Source organism: Labrys sp. 22185 (genome assembly GCF_052045555.1).
Taxonomy (GTDB): domain Bacteria; phylum Pseudomonadota; class Alphaproteobacteria; order Rhizobiales; family Labraceae; genus Labrys; species Labrys neptuniae.
The window spans coordinates 146,956-159,131 of sequence record NZ_JBQEPH010000003.1; the positions used below are offsets into that span (position 1 = coordinate 146,956).

A 12,176-nucleotide genomic window follows, 5' to 3' on the forward strand; every position below is an offset into this window, starting at 1 on the left:
GAACGCGTGGCCGGCTAGCCGGGCCTCGCTTTCGGGGCGCCCCTCATTGCCGTGTCGGCGCCTGGACATGAAAAAACACCATCCCCGCCTACCCTGTCAATAAATAAATAAGTCTTATTTAGTTATTTATTGACGCCCTTGCACGAAGCACTCATTGTGGGCGAAAGAAACAATGTTGCCCAATGCAGCCTCCCTCGTTCGAGTCACAAGCTCAAGCGGGTGAAAGCTGTAAAATTTCAGACACTTGCAGAATTTTCTTGCCATTGCCTGTTCACAGCCAATCGAGACATTCTGCCGACGGGGAGGAAACGGGATGGAGGCTGGCACCCAGAAGGCCGGTTCGTCCGAACTGGCCGAGAGCCGATTTCATCGCGGCACCAATCAGAGCGGCATGCGCGACCACAATGAGCGTATCGTCCTCTCGCTCGTCCGGGAGCATGGCGCCCTGGCCAAATCCGACATCGCCCGCATGACCAGCCTGTCGCTGCAGACCGTTTCGGTGATCATGCGCGAGCTGGAGGAAGCGGGTTTGCTGACGCGCCAGGAGCCGGTGCGCGGGCGCATCGGCCAGCCCTCGATCCCGATGGCGCTCAATCCGGAAGGCGCCTATTTCCTCGGCCTGAAGATCGGGCGGCGCAGCGCCGATCTGGTGCTGATCGATTTCCTGGGCAATGTGCGTGCCATGCTGCACAAATCCTACCGCTACCCTGCCCCGGGCGAAGCGATCCGCTTCGCGCTCGACGGCATCGCATCCGTCAGGGCCACGCTCAGCCCGGCAGCGAACCGACGTATTGCGGGGCTCGGCATCGCCATGCCCTTCGAATTGTGGAACTGGGCCGATGCGGCGGGCGCCCCACCCGATGTCCTCGACGAATGGCGCCATCGCAGCATCCAGGCCGACCTCCAGTCGAATTGCGATTTTCCGGTCTATCTGGAGAACGATGCCACTGCCGCCTGTGGCGCGGAACTCGTTTTCGGCCAGTTTTCGGGCGTGCGCGACTTCGTCTATTTCTATATCGGTGCCTTTGCCGGCGGCGGCATCGTGCTGAATGGCCGCCTGTTCGGCGGGCAGACCGGCAATGCCGGCGCGCTCGGCTCCATGCCGGTCCCCGGCCCCGACGGCAGGCCGACACAGCTCATCGACGTCGCCTCCATCGCCATGCTGGAGAAGGCCCTGAAGGCACGCGGCATCCATGCCGCGCATCTTTGGACCTCGCCCGAGGCGTGGGGCGACCTGGGTGAGGACGTCGAGATCTGGATCAACCAGGCGGCCGACGCCCTGGCTTATGCCATCGTCTCTTCCTGCGCCGTGATCGATTTCGAAGCAGCCGTCATCGACGGCTGGATGCCGACCGATGTCCGGGCGCGCCTGGTCGGCGCCGTACGCGAGGCACTCGGCAGGATCGACGTGGAAGGGCTGAGAACGCCCCATGTGCGCGAGGGAACGGTGGGCATCCATGCCCGCGCGCTCGGCGGCGCCAGCCTGCCGCTATCGGCCCGCTTCCTCCTGCTTGCCGATAGTTCCAAAGAGAGCAACACGGTCAAGAGCGGCGACCTGCACAGCCGATAAGCCAGCGCAAATGGTGGCATGAGGCACCTCACTGTCACAGCGCCGATGCTCGATCATAAATTTAAGATCATTAAACAAGTAATTAATATTGCTTATTTTTAAAAATATCCAATGCACATTTCTGCGCAATATATCCGGTCTCAGCTGCGCTCTCGAACGCCATCGACGCAGGATGGCGAAGGGCCGACCTCGCGCTCCCACCGCCCGTCTGGCGCCAGCCAGAACGCAACGGCATGACGGTAGACGTTCCTGGGCGGCGAAGATAAGTTTCTTGTCTGACGCTAGAAATGGCGCCACTATCTACGTCCCATTAAAAATAATCATAATTTTCTAAAAGTGTACCGCATAGAAAAATAAGGTCATTGATATGGTTCGCGGCCTGGCAATCGTTTTGAGTTCCGTTTCTTTGGTCGCCTGGGGTTCAGCTGCTCTTGCGGAAATCTCATCAGGCGTACGGCAACAGAGCCACAATATCCAAGGCTTGCAGCAACCTGCCACGATGATCGTCGATCATTGGGGCATCGCGCATCTCTATACCGCCAGCCGGCGCGATGCGTTCTTCATGCAGGGTTACAATGCCGCGCGCGACCGCCTGTGGCAGATCGACCTGTGGCGCAAGCGCGGCCTTGGCCTTCTAGCCCGGGATTTCGGTCCTGCCTATGTCGAACAGGACCGTGCGGCACGCCTGTTCCTCTATCGCGGCGACATGGACAGGGAATGGCAGTCCTATGGCCCCAACGCGAAGGACTATGCGAACGCCTTCATCGCCGGCGTCAATGCCTATGTCCAGGAAACCCGGGACGGCACGCAGCCCCTGCCCGAGGAGTTCAGGATCGCCGGATCGCGTCCTGACCTGTGGCATGTCGACGATATCGTGCGCATCCGCAGCCATGGCCTGACGCGCAATGTCGAACTCGAAGTGCAGCGTGCGCAAATTGCCTGCGCAGCCGGGCTCGAGGCCGACAAGCTCCAGGCCCAGCTCGAGCCCGAATGGACGACGAAGCTGCCCGACGGCCTCGACCCCTGTTCCATTCCACGGGACGTGCTGAAAGACTACACGCTTGCGACCGACCCGGTGAAGTTCGGGGCGGGCAAGAAGGCGGCACAGGCCTATGACCCCGGGGTCCTGCTGGCGCAGGCACAGGCCAAGGTCGATACGATCGGCTCCAACAATTGGGTCGTCTCCGGCAAGCGCACGGCCACCAGGCGCCCGATCCTGGCCAATGATCCGCATCGCGACCACAGCGTGCCGTCCCTTCGCTATATCGTTCATCTCATTGCACCGGGCATGAACGTGATCGGCGCCGGCGAACCGGCACTTCCCGGCATCTCGATCGGCCATAATGGCCGCATCGCCTTCGGCTTGACGATCTTCGGCATGGATCAGGAAGACCTCTATGTCGAGGCGCTCAATCCGAGCAATCCAGATCAGGTCAAGTTCGACGGGAACTGGGAGCCGGTCCGGATCATGCGCGAAAAGGTCGAGGTCAAGGGCGGCTCCCCGCAGGATATCGAGATGCGCTTCACCCGGCACGGACCGGTGCTTGCCAGCGATGCCAAGCGAAACCTCGCCTTCACCATTCGCTCCGTCTGGTTCGAGCCGGGAACCTCGGCCTATTTCGGCTCGTCCGACTACATGACGGCGAAAAACTGGCCGCAATTCCAAGCCGCCATGAAGCGCTGGGGCGCCCCTTCGGAAAACCAGATCTATGCCGACACCAAGGGTAATATCGGCTGGCAGCCGGGCGGAATGGCGCCGCGCCGCCTGAGCTATGACGGGCTGCTGCCGGTACCGGGCGACGGGCGCTATGAATGGCAGGGCTTTTTGCGCCTGGACGAATTGCCGAGTGTCTTCAACCCCAAGACCGGCTATTTCGCCACCGCCAACCAGATGAACCTGCCACAGGGCTATCCCATCGAGCAGCGCCGCATCGGTTTCGATTCCTGGGCCAATCCCGCCCGCTGGGACCGCATCGTCGAAGTGCTGCAGGACAAGAAGAAATTCAGCCTCGCCGACGCGATGGATCTGCAGAATGACGACACCAGCATGCTGGGCCGCCGCCTGATCGCGCTCCTCAAGCCGCTGCAGTCGGATGACCCCCAAATCGCCAAAGGACTGCAGCTCCTGCGCGATTGGAATGCGAGCGACGACCGCGACAGCGCCGCCGCCGCTCTGTTCGAGGTATGGATCAGCAAGCATATCGGCCCGGCCTTGGTAAATGCCAGCGTGCCGCAAGCCGCTCGTGCCCTCATTCCCAAGCCGAGCGTCGGCGCGATGTTCGAGCTTCTGGAAAAGCCGGACGCCTCCCTCGGTCCCGATCCAGCCAAGGCGCGCGACAAACTGCTGCTGCAGAGCATCGGCACGGCGGTCGCGGAGGTTTCCAAGCTTCTCGGCGAGGATGCCGGCCAATGGCGCTGGGGCAGGCTGCACCATGCCCAATTCGATCACGCGCTGATGCCTCTGGCCGATCCCTCGACCCAAGCGCAGATGCGCGTCGGCCCGCTCGAGCTCGGCGGCGCCAGCAATGTGCCCCATGCCGCCAGCTATCGCAGCTCGGACTTTCGCCTGACCTCCGGCGCCTCCTTCCGCATGGTACTGGATGTCGGCAATTGGGACGCCAGCCGCGCCATCAATACACCGGGGCAATCGGGCAATCCCTTCAGCCCGCATTACCGCGATCTCGCACCGCTATGGGCCAACGGGCAATATGTGCCCCTGCTCTATTCCAAGCCGGCGGTCGAGAATGCAGCGAGCGAAATCGTGACCTATACGCCCGTGAAATAGTGACAGCGGCAGGAGCCGCGAACCCATTTCGGCGCCACCAAGTGGCACCGAAAGGCAGCAGTTCGCCTAATTATTAGGCATGCTTAAATTATTGCCCTCCCATCGAAGCACTTCAGCACCTTGTCCCGGCCGCCTGCCAGCAGGCTCTGCGCTGTCAAGGACTGCCCCGCCCCAATTGGCACGCCGTTTGCAGGAGCCCTGCGGGATCCAACAAGAAGCAAGGGGAAGGCGTCATGTCGAAGCTCGGAAGACTCGGTCATTGCCTGTCGGGCAGCATCATCGCGATGTTGATCACCTGCGGCGCGGCCAGTGCCGAAGAAAACACCATCAAGATCGGCATCCTGCATTCGCTGTCCGGCACCATGGCGATTTCCGAGACGACGCTCAAGGACGCCATGCTGATGCTGATCGACGAGCAGAACAAGAAAGGCGGCGTGCTCGGGCGCAAGCTGGAGGCCGTGGTGGTCGATCCCGCCTCGAACTGGCCGCTTTTCGCCGAGAAGGCCCGCGACCTCCTCGGCAAGGACAAGGTGGCGGCGGTGTTCGGCTGCTGGACCTCGGTCAGCCGCAAATCCGTGCTGCCGGTCTTCAAGGAACTCGACGGCCTCCTGTTCTACCCGGTGCAATATGAGGGCCAGGAGAGCGAGCGCAACGTCTTCTACACCGGCGCGGCGCCGAACCAGCAGGCAATCCCGGCCGTCGACTATCTGATGAGCCAGGAAGGCGTGAAGCGCTGGGTGCTGGCGGGGACCGACTATGTCTACCCCCAGACCACCAACAAGATCCTGCAGGCCTATCTGCAGTCCAAGGGCGTGGCCAAGGACGACATCATGGTCAACTACACGCCGTTCGGCCAGTCCGACTGGCAGACCATCGTCTCCGACATCAAGAAATTCGGCTCCGCCGGCAAGAAGACCGCCGTCATCTCCACCATCAACGGCGATGCCAACGTGCCCTTCTACAAGGAACTCGCCAACCAGGGCATCAAGGCCGAGGACATTCCCGTCGTCGCCTTTTCGGTGGGCGAGGAGGAACTGGCCGGCCTCGATACCGGGCCGCTGGTCGGCCACCTCACGGCCTGGAACTATTTCCAGTCGGTCGATACCCCGGCCAATGCGCAGTTCATCAAGACCTGGCGCGCCTTCACCAAGAACGACAAGCGCGTCACCAACGACCCGATGGAAGCCCATTACATCGGCTTCAACATGTGGGTGAAGGCGGTGGAGAAAGCCGGCACCACCGATCCCGACGCGGTGATCGACGCCATCGTCGGCGTATCCGTGCCCAACCTTTCGGGCAGCTATTCGACCATGATGCCCAATCATCACATCACCAAACCGGTCCTGATCGGCGAAATCCAGGCCGACGGCCAGATGCAGACCGTCTGGCAGAGTTCGGGACTGGTGGTGGGCGATGAATGGTCCGACTACCTGCCGGACTCCAAGGATCTGATCGCCGATTGGCGCAAGCCGCTGTCCTGCGGCAATTTCAACGTCGCAACCGGCAAATGCGGCGGCCAGGGCACGAACTAACGCCAAGAAGCACTATCAATGCCCCTTGGTCCCTTCTGGTGATTTTCGTCAAATCTCTGATTTGGCATCGAAAATCACCAGCTGTTCAAGCCGAGAATGCCTCAGCATTTTCGAAGCTTGGTTTAAGGCTCCAATATGCTGTCCTGTGAACCTTCCCGTCTCCGGTTGCGCTCCGCCATGCACGGGTCTCGTCTCCTCGTCCTGGCCTTGTGGGCCTGCCTCCTCATGCCCGGACTTGGTCACGCCGATGAGGCCGGCATCAGGGCCGGCCTTGCCAAGTTGGCCACTGCTGGAAATTTCCAGCAGGTCGAGGCGGTGGTGCGTGAACTGGCCGGAAGCGGCGATGCACTGGCGGCCCGCCCCCTCGCGGCGCTGGCAGACGGCAATCTCTACTGGCGCCAATCCGACAAGGCGGTCCTGATCGCTTCGGGCAGCGGCGATCCGCTCGCGATCACCGATCCGCTCACCGGCGCCGGCGCGGGGACGGCGGGCAAGGGGGAACTCGTCAGGATCAAGGTCAACAATGCCATCAGGCGGGCGATAAGGGAGGCGAGCGGCTCGCTCACGCTCGCCTCCCCCGACAAGGCAGCCCGCCTCGCGGCTGCCGACGCGTTGACCGAAACCCCCGATCCGGGCGCTCTCCCGGCTCTCGACAGCGCCATCGCCAGGGAGGCTGATACCACTGTCAAGGCCCGCCTCGAGACGGCACGTGCCGCCGCGACATTGTTCTCCGACAGGCCCCAGGCCGACAAGAGTGCCGCCGTCGGTCTCATCGCTTCCCTCGGCAACCGCGAGGCAGCCGCGCTGCTCGGCCGTTTCGAGGCCGGCGCCGACGGAGCGTTGAAAGAGGAAGCCGCCGCGGGTATCCGCACCATCGATGCGCGCCTGAAGCTGTGGGATCTGGCGCAGAACGTCTGGTACGGCATCTCGCTGGCCTCGGTGCTGCTGCTCGCCGCCATCGGCCTTGCCATCACCTTCGGCGTGCTCGGCGTCATCAACATGGCGCATGGCGAGATGGTGATGATCGGCGCCTACACCACCTTCGTCGTGCAGGAGGCCGTACGCGCCTACGCGCCCGGCTTGATCGACTGGTCGCTGCTGATCGCCCTGCCCTTGGCCTTCCTGGTCGCGGGCGCCGTCGGTGTCGTCATCGAGCGCGGCATCATCCGCTTTCTCTACGACCGCCCGCTGGAAACCCTGCTGGCGACCTGGGGCGTCTCGCTGATCCTGCAGCAGGGCATCCGCGTGATCTTCGGACCGACCAACCGCGAGGTCGCCAATCCCGGCTGGATGTCCGGCAGCATCAGCGTCGGCGAACTGACAATCACCGCCAACCGGCTGTGGATCTTCGCCTTCTCGATCGCGGTGTTCATCGCCCTGCGCCTCATCCTCAATCGCACCCGTTGGGGCTTGCAGATGCGCGCCGTGACCCAGAACCGGCGCATGGCGTCCTCGATGGGTATCCGCACGCCCAGGGTCGACGCGCTGACCTTCGGCCTCGGCTCCGGCATTGCCGGCATCGCCGGCGTCGCTCTCAGCCAGATCGGCAATGTCTCGCCCAATCTGGGGCAGGGCTACATCATCGATTCCTTCATGGTCGTGGTGTTCGGCGGTGTCGGCAATCTGTGGGGCACGCTCCTGGGCGCGCTGACGCTCGGCATCGCCAACAAGTTCCTCGAACCCTATGCCGGCGCGGTCCTGGGCAAGATCATCGTGCTCGTCTTCATCATCCTCTTCATCCAGAAGCGCCCGCGCGGCCTGTTCGCGCCCCGGGGGCGGGCGGTGGAAGCATGATCCTCGCAACCCTGCTCAAGAACGGCCTCGACCGCCGCTTGTCCATCCTCGTCGCGCTTCTCGTGGCGGCGGCCGTGCTGGTGCCGGTGCTTCACCTGGCGGTACCGGCAGACAGCGCCTTGCATGTGCCCGCCTATCTCGTGGCGTTGCTCGGCAAATATCTCACCTATGCCCTGCTCGCCCTCTCGCTCGATCTCGTCTGGGGCTATTGCGGGCTTCTCTCGCTCGGCCATGGCGCCTTCTTCGCGCTGGGCGGCTATGCCATGGGCATGTATCTGATGCGTGGGATCGGCGATCGCGGCGTCTATGGCAATCCCGTGCTGCCCGACTTCATGGTATTCCTGAACTGGCAGGAACTGCCCTGGTTCTGGTACGGCTTCGACAGGTTCTGGTTCGCCGCGCTGATGGTGATGGCCGTACCGGGCCTGCTCGCCTTCACCTTCGGCTGGTTCGCCTTTCGCAGCCGCGTCAACGGCGTCTACCTCTCGATCATCACCCAGGCGATGACCTATGCGCTCATGCTCGCCTTCTTCCGCAACGACATGGGGTTCGGCGGCAATAACGGCCTGACCGATTTCAAGGATCTGCTCGGCTTTTCCCTGCAGGCGCCGGGCACGCGCGCGGCCCTGTTCGCCGCCAGCGCCCTGATGCTGGCGCTGTTCGTCACGCTTACCGCCATGATCACCGCCTCCAAGCTCGGCAAGCTCATGGTCGCCGTGCGCGATGCCGAATATCGCTCCCGCTTTCTCGGCTGGCGGCCGGAAAACATCAAGCTGTTCGCCTTCACCTTCTCGGCGGTGATGGCCGGCATCGCGGGTGCGCTCTATGTTCCGCAGGTGGGCATCATCAATCCCGGCGAGTTCTCGCCGGCCAACTCCATCGAGGTGGTGATCTGGACCGCCATCGGCGGCCGCGGCACCCTGATCGGGCCGGTGATCGGCGCCGTCGGCGTCAACTGGGCCAAGAGCTGGTTCACGGCCGCCTTGCCCGATCTATGGCTGTTCGCACTCGGTGCCCTCTTCGTCATCATGCCGCTCCTGCTGCCACGGGGCCTGGTCGGCGCCTTCGAGCAATGGCGCCGGTCCAAATCCCCTCGCAAGGCCTCTGCGAGCAAGGCGCTCGTGCCCGCCCAAAGCGACGCCGCGGAGGAAGCGGCCTCATGACCCAGCAACCGCACAGCATTCTCTATCTCGACGGCGTCAGCGTCAGCTTCGACGGCTTCAAAGCCATCAACAATCTCTCGCTCATCCTGGAGCCCGGCGAGATGCGCGCCATCATCGGCCCGAACGGGGCCGGCAAGACCACGATGATGGACATCATCACCGGCAAGACCCGGCCCGATACCGGCGAGGTCTTCTTCGATGGCGAACATGATTTGACCAAGCTCGATGAAACCGACATCGCCAATCTCGGCATCGGCCGCAAGTTCCAGAAGCCGACCGTATTCGAAACGCATACGGTCGAGGACAATATCGCCCTCTCCCTCAAGGGTAGGCGCGGCATCTTCGCCGCCCTGTTCGACCAACGCTCGCGCTCCGAAAGCGAGCGCATCGATGAGATTCTCGCCACCGTCCGTCTCGAACAGCGGCGGGACGACAAGGCAGCCGGGCTGTCGCACGGCCAGAAGCAATGGCTGGAGATCGGCATGCTGCTGGCCCAGAACCCCAAGCTCCTGCTCGTCGACGAGCCGGTGGCCGGCATGACCGATGCCGAAACGGCGCAGACCGGCGATCTCCTCAGGCAGATCGCCCGTTCGCATTCGGTCGTCGTCGTCGAGCACGACATGCATTTCGTGCGTGAGCTCGGGGTGAAGGTGACCTGCCTGCATGAGGGCAGCGTGCTGTCGGAGGGGCGGTTCGACCATGTCTCGGCGGATCCGCGGGTCGTCGAAGTCTATCTGGGGCGATAGAGCAGATGATGTTGTCCGTCAGTGATCTCACCCTGCATTACGGCGCCGCCCAGGCATTGCGCGGCGTTTCCCTGCAGGCCGAAGCCGGCAAGGTCACCTGCATCCTCGGCCGCAATGGAGTCGGCAAGACCAGCCTGATGCGCACCATCGCCGGACAGCACCGGCCGAGCGCCGGCTCCGTCAGCTTCGAGGGCAAGCCACTCGGCCGCAGCCCTGCCCATGACAGGGCCAGGCTCGGCATCGCCCTCGTGCCCCAGGGCCGGGAGATCTTTCCCCTGCTGACGGTAAAGGAAAACCTGCAGACCGGGTTTGCGCCGCTCAAGCGCGCCGAGCGCAGCCTTCCGAGCCATATATTCGAGCTGTTCCCCGTGCTCGCCCAGATGCTGCAGCGCCGCGGCGGCGACCTTTCGGGCGGCCAGCAGCAACAGCTTGCCATCGGCCGGGCGCTGGTGACCCGACCCAAGCTCCTGCTGCTCGACGAGCCGACGGAGGGCATCCAGCCTTCCGTGATCAAGGATATCGGCCGGGCCATCGCGTTCCTGCGTGATCAGATGGGCATGACCATCCTCCTGGTCGAGCAATATCTCGACTTCGCGCGCGAACTGGCCGATCGTGTCGTCATCATGGATCGCGGCGAGATCGTCTTTTCCGGCGAGGCCGCCGACCTGGACAAGCCCGATGTACGCCGACATCTCCTGCTTTGACGTCAGGAAGGCCCCGCTCCGCCTCGAACGGGCCGAGGGCGTCGCCCGCCTGGCCTTTCGCCAGCGTGACGGGGCCACCAGACTAGCGACCCTGTATCAGGAAGGATGCGCCAAGATACGGTTGCCGCGACCACCGCCTGGAGCTCAGCCGGAAGCTATCCTCATCAACACGGCGGGCGGTCTGACTGGTGGCGACAGGCTCGCCTTCGAGGTCGTGGCGGGGGCGGCAAGTTCGGCCACCATCACCACCCAGGCCTGCGAACGCATCTACCGCTCGACGGGCGAGGACGCGGTTGTCGTCAACCGGCTGACCGCCGAGGCCGGCTCTCGCCTCGCCTGGCTGCCGCAGGAGACCATCCTGTTCGACGGTGGCCGCCTCGTCCGGCGTCTCGAGGTCGACCTGGCCGAGGGCGCCCAACTGCTTGCCGTCGAAGCCGTGCTGTTCGGCCGCGCGGCCATGGGCGAAGTGTTGCGCAGCGGCGCCTTGAGGGATCGTTGGCGGGTACGCAGCAACGGAAAACTGATCTTCGCCGATGATTTCCGCATAGACGGCGATATCGCCAAACGCCTTGCTGCCCCCGCGACGTTGGGCGGACACCGCGCCATGGCGACAATGCTTGCCGTTTGCCCGGAGCCGGAGGAACGGATCGAGACGGTACGCGACATCATCGGCAGCCATGGCGGCGCCAGCGCCTGGGACGGCAAGCTGGTGGTGCGCCTCCTCGCCGAAGACAGCCTGTCGCTCAGGCATCGCCTCGAGCCTCTCCTGTCCTTTCTGCTCGTCGACCGTCCCCTGCCGAAAGTATGGCAGCTCTAACCACCGGAACCCGCATGAACCTCACGCCCCGCGAAAAAGACAAGCTCCTGATAGCCATGGCGGCCATGGTGGCGCGCCGGCGCCTCGAACGCGGCGTCAAGCTCAACCACCCAGAGGCGATCGCCCTCATCAGCGATTTCGTGGTCGAAGGTGCGCGAGACGGGCGCTCGGTCGCCGATCTCATGGAGGCCGGCGCGCATGTGCTGACGCGTGAGCAGGTGATGCCCGGCATCGCCGAGATGATCCACGACGTGCAGGTGGAAGCGACCTTTCCGGACGGAACCAAGCTGGTCACCGTGCATGAGCCCATCCGATAGACCGCCGGAGAACCAGAGAATAGGTGAACCGAACGAACTCAATCTTTGTCATTGCCGGGCTTGACCCGGCAATCCAGCCCCCCCTGTCGGGCAATGCAGACCCCAATCCCTGGATGCCCGGGTCAAGCCCGGGCATGACAAGGGCAATTTTTCAGAGGCCAGAATGAAGAAATATCTGTTCGCACTCGCCGCCATGCTCACCGCCACGCCGGCCATGGCTCATATCAACCCGGCCGAGCATGCCTCCTTCTCCACGGGCTTCCTGCACCCTCTTTCGGGCGCGGACCATATATTGGCGATGGTCGCCGTCGGCCTGTGGGCCGCCCAGCTCGGGGGACGTGCGCTGTGGGCGGTTCCCGCGACCTTCGTCATCGTCATGACGGCAGGCTTCGGCGCCTCCCTCACCGGCATGCCCCTGCCCTTCATCGAGCCGGCGATCGCAGCCTCCGTCGTGGTGCTCGGCTTGCTGGCCCTGATGGCATTCAAGGTGCCGACGCCGATCGGCATGGTCGTCGTCGGGTTTTTCGCCCTGTTCCATGGTTTCGCCCATGGCAGCGAACTGGGCAATGCCAGCGCCACCCCCTTCCTGGTCGGCTTTGCCCTGGCGACGGCCCTGCTGCACGCGGCCGGTGTCCTGCTCGGGCCGGGGATCGCTCGCCTCGCGGGCGACAAGGCCGGTCGGCTGGTCACGCGCTTCGCCGGGGGGCTGACCGCCCTCGCCGGGTTGGCCCTGATCGTGGGAGGCTAA

Annotated in this window: 10 protein-coding genes; all 10 read left to right on the forward strand. The window is 63.7% G+C overall.

Annotated elements, in window-relative coordinates:
* The first annotated feature begins 313 nt into the window (after positions 1–313).
* The 10 genes from ACTJKX_RS08130 to ACTJKX_RS08175 all read left to right on the forward strand — a co-directional run bounded on the left by ACTJKX_RS08130 (position 314) and on the right by ACTJKX_RS08175 (position 12,176).
* The gene (locus tag ACTJKX_RS08130; protein WP_440724945.1) at positions 314–1,570 is read left to right on the forward strand and encodes an ROK family transcriptional regulator; all 1,257 of its coding nucleotides are present in this window, start codon (positions 314–316) and stop codon (positions 1,568–1,570) included.
* A gap of 499 nt (positions 1,571–2,069) precedes the next feature.
* Positions 2,070–4,355 (forward strand): penicillin acylase family protein, encoded by a 2,286-nt coding sequence (locus tag ACTJKX_RS08135; protein ID WP_394311276.1) that lies wholly within the window; start codon positions 2,070–2,072, stop codon positions 4,353–4,355.
* Between the two features lie 284 nt (positions 4,356–4,639).
* Positions 4,640–5,887 (forward strand): urea ABC transporter substrate-binding protein, encoded by a 1,248-nt coding sequence (gene urtA / locus ACTJKX_RS08140; RefSeq protein ID WP_311937478.1) that lies wholly within the window; start codon positions 4,640–4,642, stop codon positions 5,885–5,887.
* A 225-nt stretch (positions 5,888–6,112) separates the two neighbouring features.
* The gene (gene urtB, locus ACTJKX_RS08145; protein ID WP_394311278.1) at positions 6,113–7,681 is read left to right on the forward strand and encodes an urea ABC transporter permease subunit UrtB; all 1,569 of its coding nucleotides are present in this window, start codon (positions 6,113–6,115) and stop codon (positions 7,679–7,681) included.
* Positions 7,681–8,844 carry an urea ABC transporter permease subunit UrtC gene (gene urtC, locus ACTJKX_RS08150; protein ID WP_394311630.1) on the forward strand — a complete coding sequence of 388 codons (1,164 nt, stop codon included), beginning with the start codon at positions 7,681–7,683 and terminating at the stop codon, positions 8,842–8,844. Before urtB ends, urtC begins: the two co-directional genes overlap by 1 nt.
* Positions 8,841–9,590, forward strand: coding sequence for an urea ABC transporter ATP-binding protein UrtD (urtD, locus tag ACTJKX_RS08155; protein WP_311936440.1), 750 nt, complete (start codon positions 8,841–8,843; stop codon positions 9,588–9,590). The genes urtC and urtD overlap by 4 nt, the downstream gene beginning before the upstream one ends.
* Positions 9,591–9,598: 8 nt before the next feature.
* On the forward strand, positions 9,599–10,294 hold the full coding sequence (gene urtE, locus ACTJKX_RS08160) for an urea ABC transporter ATP-binding subunit UrtE (protein ID WP_367626098.1): 696 nt from the start codon (positions 9,599–9,601) through the stop codon (positions 10,292–10,294).
* Positions 10,269–11,111 carry an urease accessory protein UreD gene (locus ACTJKX_RS08165; RefSeq protein ID WP_394311280.1) on the forward strand — a complete coding sequence of 281 codons (843 nt, stop codon included), beginning with the start codon at positions 10,269–10,271 and terminating at the stop codon, positions 11,109–11,111. The genes urtE and ACTJKX_RS08165 overlap by 26 nt, the downstream gene beginning before the upstream one ends.
* A 14-nt stretch (positions 11,112–11,125) precedes the next feature.
* Positions 11,126–11,428: an urease subunit gamma gene (locus ACTJKX_RS08170; RefSeq protein WP_068281452.1), complete on the forward strand. Its 303-nt coding sequence runs from the start codon at positions 11,126–11,128 to the stop codon at positions 11,426–11,428.
* Between the two features lie 163 nt (positions 11,429–11,591).
* On the forward strand, positions 11,592–12,176 hold the full coding sequence (locus tag ACTJKX_RS08175) for a HupE/UreJ family protein (protein WP_394311282.1): 585 nt from the start codon (positions 11,592–11,594) through the stop codon (positions 12,174–12,176).

Excerpts from the sequence above, each read along its gene's own strand:
- urtA (WP_311937478.1), top strand. The coding sequence starts at position 4,640 with ATGTTGATCACCTGCGGCGCGGCCAGTGCCGAAGAAAACACCATCAAG.
- urtB (WP_394311278.1), top strand. The coding sequence starts at position 6,113 with ATGCCCGGACTTGGTCACGCCGATGAGGCCGGCATCAGGGCCGGCCTT.
- ACTJKX_RS08165 (WP_394311280.1), top strand. The coding sequence starts at position 10,269 with ATGTACGCCGACATCTCCTGCTTTGACGTCAGGAAGGCCCCGCTCCGC.
- ACTJKX_RS08175 (WP_394311282.1), top strand. The coding sequence starts at position 11,592 with ATGAAGAAATATCTGTTCGCACTCGCCGCCATGCTCACCGCCACGCCG.
- ACTJKX_RS08135 (WP_394311276.1), top strand. The coding sequence starts at position 2,070 with ATGATCGTCGATCATTGGGGCATCGCGCATCTCTATACCGCCAGCCGG.
- ACTJKX_RS08130 (WP_440724945.1), top strand. The coding sequence starts at position 314 with ATGGAGGCTGGCACCCAGAAGGCCGGTTCGTCCGAACTGGCCGAGAGC.
- urtE (WP_367626098.1), top strand. The coding sequence starts at position 9,599 with ATGTTGTCCGTCAGTGATCTCACCCTGCATTACGGCGCCGCCCAGGCA.
- urtD (WP_311936440.1), top strand. The coding sequence starts at position 8,841 with ATGACCCAGCAACCGCACAGCATTCTCTATCTCGACGGCGTCAGCGTC.
- ACTJKX_RS08170 (WP_068281452.1), top strand. The coding sequence starts at position 11,126 with ATGAACCTCACGCCCCGCGAAAAAGACAAGCTCCTGATAGCCATGGCG.